The sequence below is a fragment of the Spiroplasma tabanidicola genome (assembly GCF_009730595.1).
Lineage (GTDB): Bacteria > Bacillota_I > Bacilli_A > Mycoplasmatales > Mycoplasmataceae > Spiroplasma_A > Spiroplasma_A tabanidicola.
The window spans coordinates 120,855-145,439 of the sequence record NZ_CP046276.1 but is presented as its reverse complement, the minus strand read 5'-3'; the positions used below and the strand labels follow the sequence as shown (position 1 = coordinate 145,439).

22 protein-coding genes are annotated in these 24,585 nt (G+C 28.4%); 4 read left to right on the top strand and 18 right to left on the bottom strand.

Translation table 4 applies throughout. The features are described from left to right. Positions 1–2: 2 nt before the first annotated feature. The 14 genes from atpD to rpoB all read right to left on the bottom strand — a co-directional run bounded on the left by atpD (position 3) and on the right by rpoB (position 18,507). A complete protein-coding gene (gene atpD / locus STABA_RS00730; RefSeq protein WP_156005537.1) occupies positions 3–1,397 on the bottom strand; it encodes a F0F1 ATP synthase subunit beta in 1,395 nt (464 codons plus the stop codon). A gap of 18 nt (positions 1,398–1,415) precedes the next feature. Next, the gene (gene atpG, locus STABA_RS00725) at positions 1,416–2,264 is read right to left on the bottom strand and encodes an ATP synthase F1 subunit gamma (protein ID WP_156005535.1); all 849 of its coding nucleotides are present in this window, start codon (positions 2,262–2,264) and stop codon (positions 1,416–1,418) included. Between the two features lies 1 nt (position 2,265). Beyond that, the gene (gene atpA, locus STABA_RS00720; protein ID WP_156005533.1) at positions 2,266–3,840 is read right to left on the bottom strand and encodes a F0F1 ATP synthase subunit alpha; all 1,575 of its coding nucleotides are present in this window, start codon (positions 3,838–3,840) and stop codon (positions 2,266–2,268) included. Positions 3,841–3,849: 9 nt separating this feature from the next. Next, positions 3,850–4,398: a F0F1 ATP synthase subunit delta gene (locus tag STABA_RS00715; RefSeq protein WP_156005531.1), complete on the bottom strand. Its 549-nt coding sequence runs from the start codon at positions 4,396–4,398 to the stop codon at positions 3,850–3,852. A gap of 1 nt (position 4,399) precedes the next feature. Further along, positions 4,400–4,948 (bottom strand): F0F1 ATP synthase subunit B, encoded by a 549-nt coding sequence (gene atpF / locus STABA_RS00710; protein WP_156005529.1) that lies wholly within the window; start codon positions 4,946–4,948, stop codon positions 4,400–4,402. A 27-nt stretch (positions 4,949–4,975) separates the two neighbouring features. Then, positions 4,976–5,290: an ATP synthase subunit c family protein gene (locus STABA_RS00705; protein ID WP_156005527.1), complete on the bottom strand. Its 315-nt coding sequence runs from the start codon at positions 5,288–5,290 to the stop codon at positions 4,976–4,978. A 66-nt stretch (positions 5,291–5,356) separates the two neighbouring features. Further along, entirely contained in the window at positions 5,357–6,226 is an 870-nt protein-coding gene (locus STABA_RS00700) for a F0F1 ATP synthase subunit A (protein WP_156005525.1), read from the bottom strand. A 51-nt stretch (positions 6,227–6,277) separates the two neighbouring features. Then, positions 6,278–6,643 (bottom strand): MG406 family protein, encoded by a 366-nt coding sequence (locus tag STABA_RS00695; protein ID WP_156005523.1) that lies wholly within the window; start codon positions 6,641–6,643, stop codon positions 6,278–6,280. A 581-nt stretch (positions 6,644–7,224) separates the two neighbouring features. Then, the gene (locus STABA_RS00690) at positions 7,225–8,715 is read right to left on the bottom strand and encodes a lipoprotein (RefSeq protein WP_156005521.1); all 1,491 of its coding nucleotides are present in this window, start codon (positions 8,713–8,715) and stop codon (positions 7,225–7,227) included. Positions 8,716–8,853: 138 nt separating this feature from the next. Continuing rightward, a complete protein-coding gene (gene upp, locus STABA_RS00685) occupies positions 8,854–9,477 on the bottom strand; it encodes a uracil phosphoribosyltransferase (protein ID WP_156005519.1) in 624 nt (207 codons plus the stop codon). An 11-nt stretch (positions 9,478–9,488) separates the two neighbouring features. Beyond that, positions 9,489–9,920, bottom strand: a complete 432-nt coding sequence (gene rpiB / locus STABA_RS00680; protein ID WP_156005517.1) for a ribose 5-phosphate isomerase B — start codon at positions 9,918–9,920, stop codon at positions 9,489–9,491. Positions 9,921–9,998: 78 nt separating this feature from the next. Continuing rightward, the gene (locus STABA_RS00675) at positions 9,999–10,802 is read right to left on the bottom strand and encodes a hypothetical protein (protein WP_156005515.1); all 804 of its coding nucleotides are present in this window, start codon (positions 10,800–10,802) and stop codon (positions 9,999–10,001) included. A gap of 92 nt (positions 10,803–10,894) precedes the next feature. Next, complete coding sequence (gene rpoC, locus STABA_RS00670; protein WP_156005513.1) at positions 10,895–14,653, bottom strand: DNA-directed RNA polymerase subunit beta'; 3,759 nt, start codon at positions 14,651–14,653, stop codon at positions 10,895–10,897. Positions 14,654–14,673: 20 nt separating this feature from the next. Then, complete coding sequence (gene rpoB / locus STABA_RS00665) at positions 14,674–18,507, bottom strand: DNA-directed RNA polymerase subunit beta (RefSeq protein WP_156005511.1); 3,834 nt, start codon at positions 18,505–18,507, stop codon at positions 14,674–14,676. A 160-nt stretch (positions 18,508–18,667) separates the two neighbouring features. On the opposite strand from rpoB, the gene STABA_RS00660 reads away from it, so the two are divergent. Further along, the gene (locus tag STABA_RS00660) at positions 18,668–19,579 is read left to right on the top strand and encodes a hypothetical protein (RefSeq protein WP_156005509.1); all 912 of its coding nucleotides are present in this window, start codon (positions 18,668–18,670) and stop codon (positions 19,577–19,579) included. 166 nt (positions 19,580–19,745) lie between these two features. Here STABA_RS00660 and STABA_RS00655 read toward each other — a convergent pair whose 3' ends face one another. Continuing rightward, on the bottom strand, positions 19,746–20,126 hold the full coding sequence (locus STABA_RS00655; protein WP_156005507.1) for a hypothetical protein: 381 nt from the start codon (positions 20,124–20,126) through the stop codon (positions 19,746–19,748). Between the two features lie 394 nt (positions 20,127–20,520). Beyond that, positions 20,521–20,670: a hypothetical protein gene (locus tag STABA_RS00650; protein ID WP_156005505.1), complete on the bottom strand. Its 150-nt coding sequence runs from the start codon at positions 20,668–20,670 to the stop codon at positions 20,521–20,523. A 163-nt stretch (positions 20,671–20,833) separates the two neighbouring features. Between STABA_RS00650 and STABA_RS00645 the strand changes: the two genes are divergently transcribed. The 3 genes from STABA_RS00645 (at position 20,834) to STABA_RS00635 (ending at position 21,907) form a co-directional block, all read left to right on the top strand. Beyond that, on the top strand, positions 20,834–21,061 hold the full coding sequence (locus STABA_RS00645; protein WP_156005503.1) for a hypothetical protein: 228 nt from the start codon (positions 20,834–20,836) through the stop codon (positions 21,059–21,061). Positions 21,062–21,167: 106 nt separating this feature from the next. Next, positions 21,168–21,314, top strand: coding sequence for a hypothetical protein (locus tag STABA_RS00640; protein WP_156005501.1), 147 nt, complete (start codon positions 21,168–21,170; stop codon positions 21,312–21,314). 14 nt (positions 21,315–21,328) lie between these two features. Beyond that, positions 21,329–21,907, top strand: coding sequence for a hypothetical protein (locus STABA_RS00635; protein ID WP_156005499.1), 579 nt, complete (start codon positions 21,329–21,331; stop codon positions 21,905–21,907). 348 nt (positions 21,908–22,255) lie between these two features. On the opposite strand, the gene STABA_RS00630 is transcribed toward STABA_RS00635, so the two are convergent. After that, positions 22,256–23,308 (bottom strand): lipoprotein, encoded by a 1,053-nt coding sequence (locus STABA_RS00630; RefSeq protein ID WP_156005497.1) that lies wholly within the window; start codon positions 23,306–23,308, stop codon positions 22,256–22,258. Positions 23,309–23,446: 138 nt separating this feature from the next. Continuing rightward, a complete protein-coding gene (gene mreB, locus STABA_RS00625) occupies positions 23,447–24,472 on the bottom strand; it encodes a rod shape-determining protein (RefSeq protein ID WP_156005495.1) in 1,026 nt (341 codons plus the stop codon). Positions 24,473–24,585 lie beyond the last annotated feature (113 nt).

Here is a 24,585-nt window from a genome sequence, read left to right as displayed (position 1 = left end):
AATTATTTTTTATCGCTTTTGTTTCTTTCGATAACTTCTTCAATTGAACCTGCATACATAAATAAAGTTTCAGGAATATCATCGCAATCCCCATTTAAAATAGCTTTAAATGAAGTTATTGTGTCTTGAACACTAACATATTTTCCACTACGTCCTGTAAATTTTTCACCAACTGTAAATGGTTGAGACATAAAGTTTCTTATTTTTCTTGCTCTATTAACAGTAATTCTATCGTCTTCTGAAAGTTCATCCATACCTAAAATAGCAATAATTGATTGTAATTCTTTGTATTTTTGCAATGTTTCTTGAACTTTTAAAGCAATTGAGTAGTGTTCTTCTCCGACGATTTCTGGATCTAACATTCTTGAACTTGATGATAATGGATCAATTGCCGGATAAATTCCTAATGCAGCAATTGATCTATCTAAAACAACCCTTGCATCTAAGTGAGCAAATGTTGTTGCAGGTGCTGGATCTGTTAAATCATCGGCTGGAACATAAACTGCTTGAACAGAAGTAATTGAACCTTTTTTAGTTGAAGTAATTCTTTCTTGTAAAGCTCCCATTTCAGTAGCTAAAGTTGGTTGATATCCAACAGCAGAAGGCATTCTTCCTAAAAGGGCAGAAACTTCTGATCCAGCTTGGGTAAATCTAAAAATGTTGTCAATAAATAATAGCACGTCTTGATTTTTTTCATCTCTAAAATATTCAGCAATAGTAAGACCTGTTAAAGCAACTCTCATTCTTGCTCCTGGAGGCTCGTTCATTTGACCAAATACTAAACTAGTTTTGTCAATAACTCCAGCATCAATCATTTCGTAGTATAAATCGTTACCTTCTCTTGTACGTTCTCCAACTCCAGCAAATACTGAAATTCCCCCGTGAGCTTTGGCAACGTTATTAATTAACTCTTGAACTAGAACAGTTTTTCCAACTCCTGCTCCACCAAATAATCCGATTTTTCCACCCTTAGAGAAAGGCATCATTAAATCAACAACTTTAATTCCTGTTTCTAAAATTTCAGCTGATGTTGATAGTTCATCATAACTTGGTGCAGTTCTATGAATTGGCATTTTTTTAGAATCAACTTGTGGTTTTTCATCGATTGGGTCTCCAAGAACATTAAACATTCTTCCCAATACTTCATTTCCAACAGGCACACTAATTGGTGCTCCTGTGTTTTTTGCATCCATTCCTCTGACAAGACCTTCAGTTGGTCCCATAGCAATAGTTCTTACAAGATCATCTCCAATGTGTTGAACAACTTCTAAAACTAATTTTGTACCTGAATTATCTAACTCAACAGTGTTGTATAATTCTGGCATTTCATTTTCCTTGAAGCGAACGTCCACAACTGGACCCATGACTTGAACTACTTTACCTAAACTTGTTTTCATAAAATAATTTCCTCCATATTAATTATCACTTTGAGCATTTGCCCCACCAACAATTTCACTAATTTCTTGTGTAATGTTTTCTTGTCTTTTACGGTTGTATGCAATACTTAAAGATTCAGATAACTCTTTTCCATTTTTTGTTGCAGCTTCCATCGCTGTTCTTCTACTTGCTTGTTCTGAAAGTTGTGATTCTAATATAGTTCCAAAAATAATTGTATTTAAATAAAGTGCAACTCCAGTTGCTAAAACAGTTTCTGCATCTGGTTCTAACAAGATATCTTCATGTTTTTCACTTTTTTCTTCATTTTTAATAATTGGAAATAAATTAATAATGTGTGGTTCAAAAGTTACATTGTTAATAAATTTTGTATAAACAACATTAATAGCATCAATTTCACCTTGTGAATATCAACTTAATAAGTCTGAAGCTAGATTGTTTGCACTATCACTAGTATAGTTAACATCAACATCAACAACAGCTCTTCTAATATTTAATTTATTTGAATTACAATAACTTACAGCTTTGTTTCCGATTGCTACTACTTCATCATTAATACCAATTTTGCCTTTGATTGCTTTAAAAACGTTTGCATTATATCCACCACATAAACCTAAGTTTGAAGTGATTATAACCCACAAAGTTTTATTAATTTGTGTATCTGCTTTTTTTAAGTAAATTGATTCTTCAGAGTGAGAAACAATGTAATCAAATACATTATAAATTTCATCCATATAAGCATGAATATCTCCAACTCTTTTTGAAATACGTTTTAATTTTGCAGTAGCAACAAGTTCCATTGCTCCTGTTATTTTTCCAATATCTTTAACAGAAGCAATTTGATTTTTTAACTCACTTAAATTTGCCATATTATTTTAGCTTATCTCATTCTTCTTGAGAACCATAAGTTGTTGCTTTTCAATCTTTAATATTTAATACACAGTTTTTTACAACTTTAACGATTTCTTCTCTAACTTTTTTTGTTAAAGCTTCGTCATAAGCTTTTTCTTCTGATAATTGTTTTTTTAATGCTTTTGCTTTGTCATTTGATTTAAAGTGTTTTAGTAATTCTGCTTTAAAGTTCATCATTTCACTAACTGGTAATCATTTAATTAAACGATCTTTAATTGCTAATAAAATAATTGATTGAGTAATTTGACTAATTGGAGAATATTGTCTTTGTTTTAATAATTCAACAATTTTTGCTCCATGGTCTAATGTTGCTTTTGTAGATTCATCTAAATCACTACCAAATTTTGCAAATGCTTGTAATTCATAATATTGGGCTAGTTCTAATTTTAATGTTCCACCCATTTGTTTAACAGCTTTAATTTGTGCAGCACTTCCTACCCTTGAAACTGATAATCCTGTATCAACAGCAGGTCTAATTCCTGAGTTAAATAATTGTTCTGATAAGAAAATTTGTCCATCAGTAATTGAAATAACATTTGTAGGAATATATGCTGAAATATCTCCAGCTTGAGTTTCGATAATTGGTAAAGCAGTAATACTTCCTCCACCAAATTTTTCATTAACTCTAGCAGCTCTTTCTAACAATCTTGAGTGTAAGTAGAATACGTCCCCAGGATAAGCTTCCCTACCTGGTGGTCTTCTAAGTAAAAGTGCAAGTGTACGATATGCAATTGCGTGTTTCGATAAGTCATCGTAAATAATTAAAACATCTTCGCCCTTTGCCATTCATTCTTCGGCAATTGAAACTCCAGTATAAGGAGCAATATATTGCATTGGTGCAGGTTCACTAGCAGAAGCAGATATAACTGTTGTATATTCCATCGCTCCTGCTTGTTTTAATTTTTCAACAACTTGTGCAACAGTTGATTCTTTTTGTCCAATCGCAACATATACACATTTTACGCTTTTTCCTTTTTGATTAATAATTGTATCAATAGCAATAGCTGTTTTTCCTGTCTGTCTATCACCAATAATTAATTCCCTTTGACCTTTTCCGATTGGAATAATTGAGTCAATTGATAAGATTCCAGTTTCTAAAGGTTGATCAACAGATTTTCTTGACATAACTCCTGATGCAATTTTTTCAACTGGTGCAAATTTTTTATTTTTTAATGGACCATTCCCATCAATTGGATTTCCAATTCCATCAAGAACTCTTCCTAATAGTTCATCTCCAACTGGTGTTTCAACAACTCTTTGCGTTCTTTTAACTTTGTCCCCTTGCTTAATTTCTGCATCGTCTCCCATAACAACAGCACCAACTGCTCCATCTTCTAGGTTTAGAGCCATACCATATGTGTTGTCGTTAAATACTAAAAGTTCTCCCATCATTGCTTTATCTAAACCAAATAATAAGGCAACACCATCACCAATGCTAGCAACTGTACCAACTTCTTGAATGACAAGATCTTTACCATACTCTTGGATTTGTTTTTTTATCACATCTGATATTTCATTAATTTTTAGTGGCATAAAATCACCCTATTTTCTATTTTTCATAACTTTTCGTCTCATATCAAGAGATTTACCTTGAATTGATGAGTCATATTTTTTCCCAGCCAACTCAACTTTAATACCAGCGATTAATTCTTTATCTATTACATTGTCTAATATAACTTTTTTGTCTGTTTTTGTTGATAGTTTAGCTTCAATTTTTTTAATGATTGATGGGTCAAGTGGCGAAATTGAATAGACCACTCCTTGAATTGTGTTTGTTGCATCTAAAAGATCCTTTATAACTTGTTTAATTATATGTCTTAATCCAGGAACAATATCTCTTATAACGATTAGTTTTAATGCATTTGTTAAGTTTTTATCAATTTGCTTTGCAAAAATATTATCAATAACTTTTAATCTAGTATTGATATCAATACTTTTATTCGATAAAAATTCCATCAATTCATAATTACTTTTAAAAATTTGATTCAAGTCTTTTGCTGTATTTAAGAATTCTTCTACCTTTTTTGTTTCAATTGCAATATTACAAATTGCATTTGATCAGTTTCTAATTAAACTTTCTTTAATAAACATATTAGTCTAATTTATCTAAGAATTCTTCTATAAGTTTTTTATCAACATCTATATTTACTTCTTTTGCAAGAATTTTTTGAGATGCTAAAAAGGCTAAATCAATTATTTCTTTTCTTATATCTTCTTGGGCTTCATTTTTTTCAAATTCCATAGCTTGTTTCGCATGTTCTTGAATATTTTGAGCCTCTTTTTTTGCATTATCGATGATATCAAATTTTAATTCATCTGCTTCTGTTTTTGCATTTAAGATAATACCTTTTGATTCTTCTCTTGCTTGAATTAACAACTTTGCTGCATCTTTTTTATCTTTGTTAGCAAGTGCTTGTTTTGATGAGGCGTCATCTAATAACTCGTTAATTTTTTTACGACGTTCTGCAACTATTTTTTTGAATGGTTTGTAAACAAGTTTTGCTAAAAATAAAATAATTATTATTGTAGATAAAACATGAGCAATAAAGTTAGGTAAGTTTGGAAATAATGCTTTTGTTACTTCCGGAATCCCAGGAGTTGATTCTGCTTGTAAAACCAAACTAGTTAATGTAGTTATCATTGCTTTTCTCTCTAATCTAAAAAAATCTTATGCTAAAACAAATAAGATTAGAATTGCAATAACAAGAGCGTAGATGGCACCAGATTCTGAGAATCCAGCTGTAATAATTAATGTTGTAGTAATTTTACCTGCAACTTCTGGGTTACGTCCAATTGCAAGACAAGCACCTTGTCCAACAATTCCTTGACCTAATGAAGCACCTATCATACCAATACCAGTGATACCTGCACCAATAGCGTAATCTCCGTTTCCACCAGTTGAAACAAATAAAATTGCTGGAATAGTTGAAACTCATGCTTGACCAAAGTTTGTAACAAAACTAAATAACATTTCTGTAAACATAATTTTAAATCTCCTTTATGCGCTAATCAACGCTTAATAATAAATTTTTGTTTTTTTATTTTAAATTTAAACCGCTGTAGCTACTGCTACTGGTTCTGATAATAAATCTTTTTTACTAGCTTTTTTAGCAACTTTTTTGTCGCTTTCTCTTTCGGTTGGTTCTGGTCCGGACTCATGTTCCCCGTTTTTTGCATTTGCTCAATAAGAGAATGTTAACATTGTAAACACAATTGATTGAATTACTCCATCAAATAAATCGAAATACAAATGTAATATCGGTAATATCATTACTGATAATAAGTTAAATCCGGTTCAAAAATATTTATATTGAGCCATTAAATTGGTTTCGTCTCATATGTCATGAGCTATACCAGTTCCATCTTCAGATTTTGCTCCAAAAAATGATCCTCATAAGTTCGTAAATGCACCATAAAGCAACCCTAAAATTGTTGCTCCTGCTAAAATATTTCCAAACAGCCTGAATGACAATGACAAGATTGGCACAAATTGAGTAATTACTTCAATTGGGTTAAGTGCAAATTTCATAAAGAACATGAATTTTTGATATCTTAATCCATAGTAATAAATACCAAAGAATGACACAATCGCCATTGAAAGCGTAACTGTGTAAGAACTAGATAAAGGTTCAAACCCTAAAAGTGAAATGATAGATGAAACAAGTATATATAAAAAGATGTACATAGCAAATGGAGTTAAATGTCTAAATTTTTTCCCCATTGTAGTAACAACAATGTTTTCCATCATACCAATGAATGTTTCAGTTAAAACTAAAAATCCACTTAGTTCTTCACCATCTTTTAAATTTCTAATTTTGACATTATATACAATACATAAGCTACATATAACTATCATTGTTAGAAATATTGAAAAAAGTTGTGGGGTTATATCTTTTCAGCTTTCAAATAATTGACCCATGGCCTACCCCCTTTTTGATTAATATTTTTTACATTATTATGTATTTATAAATTAATTTCTTAATATCACTGGAAAAAGTAATGATATTAAAAAGCCAATTATTACTCCAAAACTATTTATATATTCCGATAAATAAATACTAATAATGAATGGAACCATATACAAACCTATTCTTAAAACTGAAAAAAAAACAAATAAATATGGATTTTGATGATCTATAAGTTTTTTTGCAGAATAGACTAAAAATATATATGCGACTAGCCCAAATATTAAGGTTAACACAAAACCAGTAAGTCAAGAATATGCGATAACACCACATATTAATAAAACTACTAGCGTAACTGTTGATACAATATACACTGGTAGTAAGTATTTATATATATTTTTTTTGTTATCCTTGAAAAAATCTTTAAACATATTCTCACTTAAAAGGTTCCATCTAAAATATAATACTCCTAAAAATAGCAATATTATAAAAATTTTATTAGAAACTAAAAAATAAAAAATTGTTTCAAGCTGTAATATGCCTTAAAAATAAATTTAATTCAAACACTAAGTAAAAATTGGTATTGAATTCATAACAGAAATATCTCATTTTGACTTGATTGCTTTAAACTTTATATAAACAGTTTTATTGTTAAAATTTACTAAAAAATTATTTACATATTTATCTTATTATAAAAAGTTTACAGCCCTTCATAGTGAATTTTAATATATCAATCTTAACAACTCACATACTCATGTCTTAAACTATATCCTTTTTTCTCATCTTTATTATTGTGAGTTGTAAATCTAAAACAAAATAAACTAATCCAGTTGTAATTTAAAAAATCACATCAATAATATCATAAAATAATTCAATGTTATTTCTATTAATAATGGATTTAATAATCTTATATGTAACTCAAATTTTTGTAAAATATAAAATTTTAGTCTATATTTAAATATTAACGTTTTTGATCACTTAATAATCTTGTAATTATACATATTATAGTACTTTAACTTTGCTCATTTATATTTATTAAATTAGTCACTTTGATACTGTTTAGAGCCAATTTATTATATACGATTGAAAATACTACTTCTCCTTCTATTTTTTTGCTTGAAGGATTTGAAAATACTCTAACAGATCCATTTGTATCACTGGTTGCAGCTTTATATGAACTTTCATCAAATACATAGTCCAATCCTTCTAATAATCTTTGATCAAACTCTAAAACTACTTTTTTAATTAATGAATAAGCTGATGCTTTATCGTTCTTATTGGTATTTACTTGTTGTATAGAAATATCAGATAATTTTTTTAAATATTTTATTGTAAAAGTTACAAAATCTCTTATTTTTTCACTTTTATTTAATGCCTGTACAGTTATAGAACCATCTTCAATATTGTTTGCAGCTCTATAATTTGTAAAATAGTAATCTGAAATTGTTAAATTAGGCACAAAACTATCTAATACTTTTATGGCAGAAATTTTTGCAGTTGCTTCATCATTTTTAGTTACTTTTAAATCTGTGTTTTTTAACTCAGTAAGAGATTTGCTAACATCTTTATAATTAACAATTAATGTTTTTGAACCTCTTATATAAGAACTTGACCCAGTCGCTGTAATAATAACTAATCCAGGGCTATTGCGTGTTGGGTTTTTATAAGTTTCTTCAGATTCAACAACTCTGTAATCTAAATCTTCTTGTAAGTTACTATCATACATATTCATGACGTCCTTAACAGATTTTTTTGCAGCTTCAAATGTATTGTATTCTGGAGATATTTCATTTACAGTAATCATTTCTCCTAATTCTTTTCTGTCATCAGGAAATGCAATATCAAAAGTTTTAGTTGTATTTTTTTTAAAAATCTTACTATTCTGTCCCGCTTTAATGGTTATGCTACCTATTTCGTTTTGAGTTGGTTTACGATATTCGCCCTCACTCGGAATCAAATAATCTGCATTTGGTATTGAATCTTTAAATGCCCCATTGTTAGTGGTTAACATTAAGCATTTAATACTTTCAGTTATTGATGTAATATTATTTTCTTTAGGTTCTATTTGAGATATTTTTATATCAAACAGTGAAGCTCTTTCATCTATGAAATAATGATAAAAATTAGCTTTTCCTTTTATTTTTTTACTGGTACTTACGGCACTAGCTAAAATTGTTCCATAACTAGTTTCTGTTGCTATTTTGTAATTAGAAAAACTAATATCAATATTTTCAACTACTTTAATTCCTAAATCACTATTGATTCTTGACAATATAGCTAATTTTAAATATTCTAAACCATTAGTTTTTGGAGCAACTCTATAATGTTTTACATCTTTTTTTCCTATTTCACTTAAATCAACTCTAGTATCTTCTTCTGGTCTTGTATCTTCATTTTCTAAATTATCATTTGATTTTTGTTCATTGTTGTCACATGATATTAAATAAAAGCTTGTTTGTGAAGTTAAACAAAGAGAAGCTAAAATAGTCAATAATTTTTTCATAGAAAAACCTCCTAATTGTTATAGTAAAGATATTATACTTTATCAAAACTTTAAAAATATATGTCTATGCTAAATTAAAATTCTATTTAATAATTAAAATAATTTTAATAAAAAAATAATGCCTAGTGCATTATCCATTTATTTTGTACCAAATATTCTATCTCCAGCATCTCCTAAACCAGGAACAATATATCCATTTTCATTTAAAATTGGATCTAATGAGGCTGTATAAATATCAATATCTGGATGATCTTTTAGCAATTTATCTACTCCTTGTTGAACAGATACCAAACAAACAAACTTAATGTTTTTTGCTCCTCACTCTTTTGCAATTGAGATTGCTTTAGAAGCGCTTCCCCCGGTTGCTAACATTGGATCTACAACAATAACATAACTTTTATCAATGTCTTTAGTTGCTTTTGCATAATACTGCACTGGTTCTAAAGTTTCTTCATTTCGATATAATCCAACGTGAGCAATTCTTGAAGTAGGAACAAGTCTTTGAATTCCTTCTGTCATTCCTAAACCAGCTCTTATGATTGGTATTAATACAACAGGTGTATCAATAGTGTATCCCTCAGTTTTTTGAACTGGTGTTTCAATTTGAATTTTTGCCAATGGTACATCTCTAAAAATTTCATAAACCATCAGTTGTCCGATTTCATTTAAATTTTCTCTAAAATCCTTTGATGATGTTTCTTTTTTTCTCATTCTTGTTAACTTATCTAATATTAGTGGATGTTCAATAACTTTAAATGCCATAAATTTTCTCCTTAAATTGTGTCAATTTTATTAATTCTATTTTGGTGTCTTCCACCTTCAAAATCTGTTTTTAAAAATTCTTCTACTAATAATATTGCTTTTTGATTTGCGATGATTCTTGCACCAAGAGCAAGGATATTTGCATCATTGTGTTTTCTTGCCATTTTTGTTGTTTCTATCTCATAACACAAGGCTGCTCTTATACCTTTTACTTTATTTGCAGCAATTGAAATCCCAATTCCTGTTCCGCAAATAATGATCCCTTTTGAGTATTTATCATTTGCGACTTTATTTGCAACATTATGTCCTAAATCTGGATAATCACTTGGGTCGCTAGTATCAACTCCAAGGTTTTCAACTTCATAACCATTTTCTAACAAATAATTTACTATACTATTTTTCATCTCAACTGCTGTGTGATCATTTCCTATATATATTTTCATTTTTTAAATTGCCTCTCAATAAGAATATAACATTTTGACATAAAATCAAATAAAAAAATAAACTCAGTTGAGTTTATTTTATAAATTTATAATTTTATTAACATCATCGGTTTGTTTTTGCAATTTGATATATTTGCTTCTTTGCACTAATGAGTAAATAACTAATACTGTAACTACAATAAATGAGGCAAATATAATAACATTTTCTAATGTATAGAATCCTGTTAAAATTCATGCAGTTACTATTGATCAAGTTTGTTTGCTTGATAAATGAACAATTGCAAATATAAGAGATAATAAAACAAATACCCCTTCATAGTATACAGCATTTCTAACAAAACCATTATTTCTATATTCATTATATCCATTAATTGAAATTGCACTAATTCCTAGTAATGCGCAAAATATAATTAAAGATGCACTAATTCTGTAATAATACTTCAATAATTCTATTTTTGCTTCTATATTTGTATTTTTTGCAAACTGATTTAATTTGAAAATCACAGATAATGTTGAAATAATAAATATAGATATTAAGAATATTATTTTAACAACGTTTACTGATCTATTAACGTAATAAGAAAAAAAGCTTGAAAATGATGAGCCAATAACTGCTGTTATAATAAATCCTCAAAATAAGTTTTCTTTATTATTTTTGAAATATACTGAACCAATTACAATAGTTGCAAATAAGATAATAATAGAGACAGTATCAAAACTAATTGTTGCATATAAAGCTTTGCTATGATATTCTCAACCATTTTTATCTAAAACTTCTGTTAAATCTACTAAATATCCACTAAATATATGTGCTAAAAAAGATATTGCAGATAATACTAAAATACTAATTAGCATTCCTTTGATTGCTTTTTGATTTTTCATCATATAACTCCTTTTTTTTTAATTATACACTTATAAGAGTAAAAACTATTTTAATATAAAAAATAAGTGTTTAAAATTCCACACTTATTTTTTTAATATTCTGATTCTAAAGTTTCTTTACCTTTTCTGATAATATCTTCAGATCCTGTTAATCCAGTTCCAGCAGGGATTAAGTTTCCTAACATAATGTTTTCTTTTAATCCTTCTAATTTATCTACTTTTCCTTTTATAACAGCCTTAACAAGAACTCTTGCTGTATCTTGGAATGAAGCACTTGATAATCATGAATCTGATTCTAGTGGTGCCTTTTTAATACCAAAGATTACAAATTTTGCAAGTGGTGGTTTTTTTCCAACTTGAATTGATTTTAAAACTTCATCTTTGAAAGTTTTTTCAGAAATTATTTCTCCAGGTAATAATGATGAATCACCCGAATCAATAATCTTTACTTTGTTTAACATTTGTTTAACAATGATTTCAATATATTTATCTGAAATTTCAATCCCTTGTAAACGATAAACTTTTTGGACTTCTTTTAAAATGTAGTTTTGTACATCTTCAATTTTTGCAACCTCTAGTAATTCTTTAATATTGATAGCACCTTCAGTAAGTTTTTTACCACGTCTTACTTTGTCTCCAACATTAACCCTAGAAATTGCTCCATATTGAGATTTGTATTTTCTTTCATCGTTATCTGATTCAACAACAATTGTAAGAATCTGATCTTCTTCAATTACTTCTTTTACAACTCCATCAATTTGAGAGATTAAAGCAATTGATCCTTTTGGTGTTGTAACGTCAAGTAATTCTTTTATACGAGGAAGTCCTTGAGTTATGTCTGCTCCACCAGCAACCCCTCCGGTATGGAATGTACGCATAGTTAACTGAGTTCCTGGTTCTCCAATTGATTGTGCAGCTACAACTCCAACTGGTTCTCCTAAAGCAACTTCATTTCCAGTTGCTAAGTTAACCCCATAACATTTTCTACACACTCCACGAGCAGCTTCGCAATTTAATACAGTTCTAATTTGAACATCAGTAATTCCTGCATTAATAACTTTATCAGCAAGTTCACCTGTAAATAATGTATTGGCTTCAACTAAAACTTTTCCTTCAAAAGTTACATCTTCAAATGAGTATCGTCCTACAAGTCTATCTTTTAAAGGTACTATTATATTGTTGTGTTTTGTATCAATAATTGAATAAACATTAAATCCTTTTGATCCATTACAATCATCTTGAGTAACTATAATTTCTTGAGAAATATCTACAAGTCTCCTTGTTAGATAACCTGAGTCAGCAGTTTTTAAGGCAACATCAGCCATACCTTTTCTAGCTCCGTGAGTAGAAATAAAGTATTCAGACACAGTTAATCCTTCTCTAAATGAAGACTTAATTGGGATTTCTTTAATGTCCCCTTTAGGGTCATTCATAAGTCCTCTCATACCTACAAGTTGAGTAAAGTTTGATACGTTACCACGAGCTCCAGAGTCGGCCATAACAAATACTGGGTTTTTTGGATCTCTTTTTAGAACTGATTCTAATCTTGATTGAATACTGTCTTTTACACTTGATCAAATACTAATTACACGACGTTTTTTTTCAGCTTTTGTAAGCATTCCCATATTATAGAACTCTGTAATTTGATGTACTTTTTCATCTGCAATTTTGAATTCATCATGTTTTTCTTCAAAAGCAACAACATCAGCTGCACTAATTGTAGTTCCTGATTTTGAACTAAAGTGGAATCCTAAATCTTTCATATTATCTAGCATTCTTGCAGTTTTTTGCGCTCCATAAGTTTTAAAGTATTTTTCGATAATCAAAGATAATTCTTTTTTCTTGATTGGTTGTTGGATTTCATAGTCATTTTGAATATATTCTCTTATATTTGTTCCTTCTGGAACTAAGAATTTTTTAATTTCTTTTTCAGCATCTCAAATATTACTATTTACTACTCAAGCAAATTTTTCATCAAACATTTGGTTAAAAAAGATTTTACCAACATTAGTAATTAAGTATTTATCTTGATCTTCTTTATCAAAAGGTTTATCGCTTAATGCACTAACTGGAATAGCAATAATTGCACTTAATGAAACTGATTCTGTTTCATAAGCAATTTTAACTTCTTCATAGCTTGAAAAGACAGTTCCTTCACCTTTAATTTCAACATCAGCAGATGATTTTTCTTCTGTTGAAATATAATAGTTTCCTAAAATCATATCCTGAGTAGGAGTAACAATTGGTTTACCATCTTTTGGTCCTAAAATTGCTTTACTTCCTAACATCAACGCTCTTGCTTCCGCAACCGCTTCATCACTAATTGGTAAGTGGACAGCCATTTGGTCTCCATCAAAGTCAGCATTGAAAGCTGTAGTAACAAGTGGGTGTAAACGAATAGCTTTTCCCTTAACAAGTTTTGGTTCAAATGCTTGAATTCCTAAACGGTGAAGAGTTGGAGCACGGTTTAAAAGAACCGGTCTATCTTTAATAACTTCTTCTAAAACATCTCAAACTTTTGAATCATTTGCTAAAATCATTTTTTCAGCAACTTTAACATTTTCTGCATAGTCTTTTTCTTGTAATCTTCTAATTACAAAAGGTTTGAATAAAGTAATTGCCATATCTCTAGGAATTCCTGCTTGATACATTTTTAGATCTGGTCCAATCGCAATAACTGAACGACCTGAATAGTCAACACGTTTTCCTAAAAGGTTTTGACGAAATCTTCCTTGTTTTCCTTTTAAAATTGAAGTTAAAGATTTTAAAGCACGTTTATCTTTTCCTGTAACTGGTCTTGGCTTACGTTCATTATCTAATAAAGCATCAACAGCTTCTTGTAACATACGTTTTTCGTTGTTAACAATGATACTTGGCGCTCCCATAGCTTTAACTTTTTTTAGACGTTCATTTCTAATTATAATTCTTCTATATAAATCATTAATTTCAGAGGTTGTAAATCTTCCCCCATCCAATTGAATAATTGGTCTAATGTCTGGAGGTATGACTGGTATTACATGTAATACCATTCACTCTGGACGTGAATTTGATTTTTTTAATGAGTCTAAAATCTCTAAACGTTTCATCATTTTGTTTTGTTCTGATGAACCTTTACGTTCTTTTAGATCTTCTTTAATTTTTTCAATTTCTGAATCTAAATCAATTCCTTTTAATAATTCTTCAATAGCACTTGCACCAATTCCGAATTTTGCACCAATATGTCTTGAAATAAATGTTGCTGCTTCATCCATTGAGAATGGAGTTGAAGTTGATTTTAATTGTTCTAATAATGATTCTGCTCTTTTTCAAGGAAACGTATCAGGAGTTAATTCTGTTCTAATATCTTCTAAAGTTTTAACTAATTGTTGTCTAGTTTTTAAACTTGCTTTCGCATTTCCTAAATCAAGAACTTGTCCTCTTTTTAAATGTTTTGAAGTTCCTGGGTCTAAAACAATGTGACTTACAAAGTAAACCACTTCTTCAACTTCCTTAGTTTTTAAATCTAAAATCGAAGCTATTCTTGAAGGTGCAACTTTTAACATTCAAATATGAGTTACTGGTTCTTCAAGCTCAATGTGCCCCATTCTTTCACGACGCACAATTGTTTCAGTAATTTCTACTAAACAACGTTCACAAACTTTACCTTTGTTTTTTACTTTTTTATATTTCCCACAACTACATTCATAGTTTTTAGTAGGACCAAAGATTCTTTCATCAAATAGTCCCTCTTTTTCTGTTTTTAAAGTTTTGTAGTTTATAGTTTCTGGTTTTGTTACTTCACCACGAGATCATTTTTTAATAACTTCAGGAGAAGTTAGTTCAATTTTGATCATACGTTTATTTCCTGCCATATTAAAACTCCCTTCTTTTTTTATTCAAGTCCATCTTCTGATCCATAATAATCTTCATCTTCCTTATAATCAACATCATCATGTTCATCAGTTTCTTTATAACCTACTTCAACGTCGCTAGAATCAAATGATGTATTTATATCAATGTTTGCAAAGTCAATTTCATCTTCTTCATAAGCATTAATTGGAACTTTGTTTCCATCTTCATCTATCATATGCATGTCAAATCCTAATCCCATAATTTCTTTTGTAAGAACATTAAATGATTCAGGAATTCCTGGTTTTGGAATAGGTTTAGATCTAACAATAGCTTCATAAGTTTTAATACGTCCTTTAATATCATCAGATTTTATTGTTAAAATTTCTCTCAATGTATAAGCTGCACCATAAGCTTCAAGCGCTCAAACTTCCATTTCCCCAAATCTTTGACCACCATTTTGAGCTTTTCCTCCAAGTGGTTGTTGTGTAATCAATGAGTAAGGTCCAATATTTCTTGTATGTAATTTGTCATCCACCATGTGAGAAAGTTTTAGCATATACATAACTCCAACTGAAATTGGTTTATCAAATGCTTCTCCTGTTCTTCCGTCTATTAATTTAACCTTTCCATAATTTGTCATTCCAGCTTCATCCATGATTGCTTTTAAGTCATCTTCTTTTACACCTTCAAAAACTGGAGTTGCAACTTTTATATTTAATTTTTTAGCAGCCATACCTAAGTGGATTTCTAATACTTGTCCAATATTCATACGTGAAGGAATCCCTTGTGGGTTTAACATAATGTCAACTGGAGTTCCATCTTCCATATGCGGCATATCTTCAACTGGTAAGATTTTTGAAATAACACCTTTGTTTCCGTGACGTCCAGCCATTTTGTCACCTTCTTGAATTTTACGTTTTTGAACAACATAGATTTTAATAATTTCTAAAATATCTGCAGGTAAATCATGACCTTCAGCTTTACTAAAACGTTTAATGGATTTAATAATTCCTTCTCCACCATTTGGCACTCTTAATGAATTATCTTTAACATTTCTTGATTTTTCTCCAAAAATAGCATGTAACAATTTGTCTTCTGGCGATAATTGAGTTTGAGATTTTGGAGTAACTTTACCAACAAGAATATCTCCAACTTTTACTTCAGTTCCAATTGCAACAATTCCATCTGAATCTAAATGTTTTTTATGAGATTCACTTATGTTTGGAATGTCTCTAGTAATTTCTTCTGGTCCTTGTTTTGTTTGTCTTCTTTCCAAAGTATATTCATCAATATGAATTGAAGTAAATCTATCTTCAATTACAATTCTTTCAGAAACAATAACAGCATCCTCAAAGTTATAACCATTTCAAGTTGTAAAAGCAACAACAACATTTTGTCCTAAAGCTAATTCTCCTTTTTCCATTGAAGGTCCATCAGCTAAGATTTCGTTTGCTTTAACTTTATCTCCAACTTTTACAATTGGTAAATGAGTAATAGCAGTTCCATTATTTGATCTTGAAAAATCATTTAAAGTATATGATTTAACTCCGTTTTTACCTTCAATAGTAATAGTTTTTGAGTCAACATATTTAACAATTCCATCTTCAGTAGCAACAACAGCATCTCCTGAGTCACGAGCAGCTTCATATTCAACACCAGTTCCAACAATTGGAGACTCTGGATTGATCAATGGTACTGCTTGACGTTGCATGTTCGCACCCATAAGTGCACGGTTAGCATCATCATTTTCTAAAAACGGAATACATGAAGTAGCAATTGAAACAATTTGTTTTGGAGAAACGTCAACAAAATCAACATCCATTGGGTCTGCCATTATATCATCTCCACGATAACGTGCAATTACACTTTCATCAAGAATTTTTCCATCTTTATCTGTTTGAATATTTGCTTGAGCAACAATAAAATCTTTTTCTTTATCTGCAGTTAAATAAACGTGTTCATCTTTTAAAACTTTTCCATTTAAAACTTTACGATATGGAGTTTCAATAAAACCATAAGGATTAATTTTTGCATAAGTAGAAAGGTTATTTATCAGTCCGATGTTTGGTCCCTCAGGAGTTTCAATTGGACAAATTCTTCCATAGTGAGAAGTATGGACGTCACGCACCTCAAGTGCAGCTCTATCTCTACTTAATCCCCCTGGACCTAAAGCGGTTAAACGACGTTTATTTGTTAATTCTGCTAATGGATTTGTTTGATCCATAAATTGAGATAATTGTGATAAGTTAAAGAACTCGCCGATTATCGCAGTTAATGGCTTGTTATTAATTATACTTGATGGTTTCATTTTAAATGGATTTGAAGTTGCTAGTTTTTCTCTAACATTTTTTTCGATACGAACCATACCAATTCTAAATTGGTTTTGTAATAATTCTCCAACAGTTCTTACCCTTCTGTTTCCTAAGTGGTCAATATCATCAACTTCTCCGATATCATCCATTAAGTTAATAGCGTATGAGATTGTTGCAATAATATCTGGTACATTAATAAACTCGTCACTGCTTTTGTTAGTAACTCCGATTATCATTGTTGTTTCATCTCTTGTGTCATTATTTTTATATACTTTTACTTTTTGAATTTCATTTCCTGAAATAATTGCATCACTAAAATTTAATTTTTGAGTCATTGCACCTTCATCTAATACTTTTTCTAAATCATTGTACATTGATTTAGTAATTTCAGTATCTTTTTTGAATGCAACTTTACCATTAATATCAATTATATCTTCTGCTAATACTCTACCAATTAACCTGTTTTTAACAGCTAATTTTTGTTTTAATTTAAATCTTCCAGCTTTTGTTAAGTCATATCTTTTTTTATCAAATAATAATCCATATAAGTGTTTACTTGCACCTTCAGTAGTTGCAGTTTCACCTTGTCTTATTTTTTTATAAATTTCTTGAACTTGGTTTTCAAAATCAATTTGTAAATCACCAGATAATCCATCTTGTTCATAACTTGAAGTTATAATTGGATCGTTATCAAATAACTCAATGATTTCTTGGCTTTCCATTTTAAATGCTGTTAATAAACTAGTTGATGTTGTTTTTCTTGATTTATCAATTTTTACATAGAAAATATTAGATACTTTATTGTCTAGCAATTTTTTAGCATCTAGTTCAAATTCTAATCATGTACCTCTAGATGGGATGATATCTGCATAGTATATCATTTCCCCATTTTTACGGTTCATTTCTTTTTTAAAATAACTTCCTGGTGATCTTACTAATTGAGATACAACAACTTTTTCACTACCATTAATAATGAAAGTCCCTCTATCTGTCATTAATGGGAATTCCCCAAAAAATACTTCTCCAGTTTTATATATATCTATATTTGCAATGTACTTGTCGTCTTCTTCTGATACTATTTCAATTTGGATTGAATCTTTATCTCCTGATTTTGATTTAAATTCATAAAAGAATAAATTGTCTTTTGAGTTTTTAAAATCAACTCCAGTTGATTCAATTTTTTCTTGTAATCAACCTTTTAAGAATGTTTTTTTATCTCCTACAATTTTATCTTCAATCAAAATTTCTGTTGCTTCTTGTCTTATAGTTAAGTTTAAATTAGCATAAATAGGAGCTTCAAAGATTTTTGATTCTTCTTTTGCTTGTCTTACTGATAATCTAGGTTCTCTAAACTCTCAGTCCATCAAGTTTAAAACGATATCTCCATCTGCTGACAGAATTGGAAATACCTCTTCAAAAACTTCTTTAATTCCTTCTTTTAAAAATCAATTAAAAGTTTCTGTTTGCAATTCAATCAAATTTGGTAATGGCAAATCTCCTGAAACTTTTGTATAATCACGACGAGTAACCAATGCATTTACTTGTTTATTTTTGTAACTCATTAAGGCCTCCATTAAAGTAAAACATACGCATACAAATTCTATATTAATTGTTTGTACATTTCAATAGGCATTTGTGTTTTTTTTTATTTAATTTTACTTTTAAATACTTATAAAGAAAAATTATGCTAAATTCATAATAAGAAAGAATGAGAATAAAATAATGAAAGAAAAAGAAATTACTAATTTGGATGCTAGTGATATAGAAAATGAGGCTTTTTTTAAAAAGTATCAAGAAAAATTTAACTCAAAAATTCAAAACAAATTTTGAATAATTATTGCTTTTCTTGTTCTAATTGCCACTTTATCAGTCTCTTTTTTTATCCCTAAACTTATAAATCAAATAATAAGTCTTGGAGTTTTAAAAGATAAATCTATAACAAATATTTGTTTAATATTTCTTTATTTTTTTCTTATTAATGTATCAATATTAATAATTGTTTGTAAAATAAAAAATTTATGTTATGGGACAGAAATAAGAGATCATCGTGAACTTAAAAATTTCATAAATAAACTAGATTATTGTAATTACTATTTAAAATTAGCAAAAAAGAAATTTGAAGATATTGAATCTATAAAAATAAATAGAGAAAAACATGATACATATATTAAATTAAGATTTATAGATAAAGTAGTTGTTGTAAAATTGAGTGTTGCAAAATATAAAACTAAATGACAACTTTTACCTATTAATATATTGTTTTTGTTGCTTACATTATTAAATGTTTTACTGCTTTCTTTTATTTTAATTCTTATTTGTATAGAAGCTGCTTATGATGCTTTTGGCAATAACTATGTTGGTTATAATGAAGGACCAATAAAGGGTGGAAAAATTGATAACTTTATTAAAAAAATAAAAATTTGTAAGATAAATATTCCTATTGTAAATCAAAAAATAACTATTGATGAAAATATTATTAATGAACAAGAAATTCTAAACTGCGAATTATTTAGAGAATTTGGAACAAGATACAACTATAAAAAATCAATTGCTAATATAACAAATGAGTTCAATAATATTTTAGATATTATTAAATCGCGTTATAGTAAAGATAAAGCAATAAAGCATGATTAAAAATAAAAAAATACTACTTTAAAAGTAGTATTTTTAATAAAACTAAGCTACTACTGCTTCTAATGTAATTTTTAAACTATTCATTGAAGAATTAGTTTGTGAAACTGAACTACTTTTTGCTTTAGAAAATTGTTTAAGTAAATATAAAGTGAAAATACTTTCTCCTTTAACACCTTTTAATGAAAATGCATAACCTGTAGATGTTTTTTGCTTCGTCAGTACTTGCTTTTAAATCTTTTAACTCATTAAACAACATAGCAAGTTCATATGTAAGTTCAACATTTGAAATTAAAGTTCCATCCATTGCTCCATATGTTATTTTAACTCCTAATAATTCACCTTCAGATTTTTTTGTATCTTCTCAATCTTTAACTAATTTGTTATCTGCAATTATTTCTGCTTTTGTTAAAGCAGAAACTAAATCTTCTTGTTTTTTTCCTTCAACATAAGTTAAAGTTCCAACTCCATATGATACTACTTGAGATGCTGCAAATCCCATTGAAGCAACCATCCCTAATGCTCCAAATAAACTTAATAATTTATTCATATTTTTTTCTTTTTCTATATAGACAAAATCAATACGAAATTTTCTAATAAAAAATATTATAAAAAAATAAATAATTTTTAAAAAATTTATTATATAAAAACATCTAACTTGTTAACTGTTTTATAATTCGTTTCATAAGAATTTGAAGCTATATTATTTTTATGTATAACTTAGATTAAATATATTGTAAATTTTTATCTCCCTGAATACCTTTTATGCAAAATTATAACCATTTTTATTAGCATTATGTAACTCTAAATCTTTAGAAAGTTAAAACAGTGCTTTTATTTTTTCCAATAAACTATAATTATTTATTGGAGCTCCTTCACAAGCACTAGTAGTAATATATCCAATCAGCATCTTGATAAGATAGACGCTTTTAAATATTCTAATGTTATTTCACATTTATTATCAGCAATATATTTTCTTCATCTAAATATTTAATTAAATCAGATTTAGTTTTTTCATCAATAAAACTTAATTTACCAGCTTTACATGAGACAGTATTTAATGACATAACACTTGTTGAAGCAACCAAACCCATTGCTTCTAATAAAGTAATTAATTTCTTCAGAATATATTCAGAAAAAAACCTAATTAGACCAGTTAAAAAACTGGTCTTTTATATTAGAAAGGAAAAAATGCCTAAAAAGTATACAGAATAAATTAAAAAAATAGCATTAAACAGATTTAGAAATGGTGAATCAGTGGATAAAATAGCTTATGAATTAAATATCATATCTGGGGGTCAGCTAATAAGAATTTGAGATAAAAATGATAAACTTTGTTATTCTTATAATAGAAGCAAATTATGCAATGAGATTGATAAAGTGAGTCAAAAATTAAAAAAAGAGTTCATTTCTAAAGAACTAAAAAATAAAGTATTAAAAGAAAAAATAAAAAGCTTAGAAAATAAATTAAAGTTTGAGCAATAGAAAAACTACTAGCAATAGCGAGCAAAGAAATTTTGGAAAAGTCCATTCCTTCTTGCACAATAACCACAATGTTGAACATGTTAAGGATGGCAAGAAGGACTAGATAATGATAATGGCGACAAAGTCCTATAAACATTTCGCATGCTGTCAAATTTATACATTTATTGCAAAATATGGAATTGGTACAAATTATTTAGTTAAATATTTTAAAGTACATAAAAATACATTCAAAAGATTTAAAAAAACAATTTAGAAAATCCAATAAATTTGTATAATCAAGGTTTAGATCTTAAAGATCTACCTAGTTTTAGGAGTCCTATTTATGATAGAGTTGTTGAAATAATAAAAGACTATAACGATGCAAATAACATGCTAGCATCAGGGTCTGATTTAATTAGAAAATGAATTTTTATAAATAAAAGTATTAGAGTATTTGAAAAATTAGTTAGAAAAATAAGAAAAGATGTATCAAATATTTTAAAAAAAGCAAATAGAGTCAATAAAACTGGTTATTTTAAAGAATCTAAGAAACACAATAGTTATGTTAGAAATGATTTAATCGAAATGAATTATAAAACGCCTAATGTTGTAGGCATTGATGGTACTAACTTTAAAATTTTTTTGAATAACTCAAAAAGTATAACAAAGCTAAGCTGTTTAATTTCTTATGATTGATTAACAAGAACAATAGTTAATTATAAGTTTGATCAAAGCGAGAACTCTGTAATTGCTTTATATGTAATTCAAAAAATTAACAATTATGCAATACAAAACAAATTAAAAAAAATTATTCAATCAGATAGAGGATTAGCTTTTTCAAATGAAAGTATTTTTTACTTATGTTAATAAAAATAAAAATATTATACATTTATGTCAAAAAAGGGATTTAAGCACAATGCACTACCGAAAGTTTAAATGGATGAATAAAACAAAAGTTTTTTGCAACATATGGTAATAGATTTGCAAATAAAGAGTGCTTTTATAATCTATTTGAAAACTTTTCAAAAGATTATAATAATTTACAATATATAAAATATAATTGAAATATATAAAAAACCATTTATTTTACAATAAATGGTCTACTTAGGTTCCGTTATTCTTTCCTTTTCTAAATAGAAATAGATCTATATTAATTATTATAATAAAAAAATAACTAGATAATATTTTAACATTATAGGTATTTAAAATAATAGTTTAAGAAGTTTGAATTTTATTTACTTTAACGCTTAAAACTACAGTACTTGTGAAAAGAGCATTAAATCATCCAATTGGTGTTCCTGGTAAAGTTACTTTTCCATCAGTTTGACTATTACTATCGTATTTAAATGGACTTGCATCTGTTCCATAAGATCCAGATAAACCTCAAACTTTTGGAGTGTCTTTATAAGAAGTATATTTTGTAGATAATGCTTCTAAAATTTTTGATAAAATTTCTTTATCATCTTTAACGCTGATTTCTAATTTTTTATTGTTTTCATCACCAGTAATAACAGTATTTATATCAACTCGTTTTACAATTTTTACTGTTGCACTACCACTTAAAAAGTAACTTGTAACGTCTTTTTCTTTTCCTGATTTTACAGAAATAGTTATACTTTTAACATCTCCACTTTGTCAAGCAGTTTTACCAGCATCATCGCTAAACATTTTTATATCTAATGCACCAATTAATTTACTTTCATCAATATTAAAAGTTAGCTTATTTTGCTCTGCAAGAGCTTTTGCGGTTGCTAAAAACCCTTTTGTATAAGCACTAACTGCTTCTTGAACTTTTTGGGAATTTGTATTATCATCCACAGTTATTCCACCCACATAAAATGTTGGAAGTAAAGCTCCTATTCCTTCTCCATTTACTAATTTTTCAACTAAATTTAAATTTAATTCTCTTAATGCAGTATATGTTAACTCTACACTTCCAGTAAAACTTTTAGTTGTAGAAGTAGCTTTTATCTTAGCTTTTGTTGCTGTTGGAGTTCCGTCAAACTCAACATCAGCATCATTTAAGCCATAATTTGAGTTAACTGCGTTTACTGCGTTAACTATGTCTGAAATTGATGGCACTGAGTTAAGCAAATCAACTGCTGGGTTAGTAATTGCTAAATGCAATTCTCCCAAGTCTTTTTTAGACATTGCTGATAAGTCAGTTTTGGTAGTATCTGTTTTGTTACCTTTGTTACATGCAACAGCAACACTTGATGAAGAAGCAACTAATCCAACTGCTCCTAATAAACTTAATAATTTTTTCACTATATTTCTCTCCTTTTTCTATAAGATAATTTTAAATAAATATATATAAAAGGAATTTTTTATAATCAAAAAATTTTATTAAAATTTTATATCTAATAAAAAATACATTAACTCCTTAATGTATTTTTTAGCATTTATTTAAATTATAGGTGTTGCATGTTTTCTTTCGTATAACATGTCTCATATATTTGTTTCAAATTTCTTAGTACCATTTATTACTGCTAAAAGTGGTTGTTCTCCAACTTTAGCTGGTAATTGTAATATATCTGCTACATATTTATCAAAACCTCTTATCAAGGCTCCTCCACCACATAACACAATTCCATTTAAGAAGATATCTCCTGCTAATTCTGGAGGGGTATCTTCTAATACTTGAACTATTAAATCAATAATTCTTGATACTGGTACTTTTAAAACTTCTCTTACTTCTTCAGGACTCAACTCGACTTCCCTTGGTAATCCTGAAACAACATCACGTCCATAAACTTTCATACGTCTTTCGTCACTATACTTAGCTAATGAACCAATATTGATTTTTATAAGTTCTGCTGTTTTTGTACCAACTTCTAACCCATATTGAGATCTAACAAATTTTTTAATTTCTTCATTTAAATAATTTCCTGCAATTTTTATTGATTTGGATAGCACTATATCTCCAGAGGCTATTACTGCAACATCAGTAGTACCTCCTCCACTATCAACAATCAATTTTCCAGTTGGTGCAAAGATATTTACTCCTCCACCAAGCGCTGCCATTTTCACTTCTTCTTCAATAAATACATTAATTGCTCCAAAACTGTTTGCAATTTTAATTAAAGCTTGTTTTTCTAGCTCTGTAATTACTGAAGGGCATGCTAATAGCATTGTGCATCCTTTTAGTTGGTCTTCCATTCTCAATTTTTTAAAGATAAATCGCAATTGGCTAACGGTTGTTTTTATATCACAAATAACACCTTCTGCCATTGGTTTAACTATTTTAATAGATTTGTTTCCTTTTCCAATCATTTTATAAGCATCATTACCTACTGCAATAATCTTATTTTCTTTTACTTTATATGCAATAATTGAAGCTTCATTGTAAACAATACCTTGTCCATGTATATAAACAAGAGTATATGCTGTTCCTAAATCAATGGAAACAAATTTTTTGTTGTCTTTACTCATAAAAATCACTCACTATCTTCGCTTACATTATAGCACTAAATAAAAAAAATTCTATATTTTTTAAATTATATGGAAAATCTTAAACTTTATTTTTAAGACAAAAAAAATAAGTA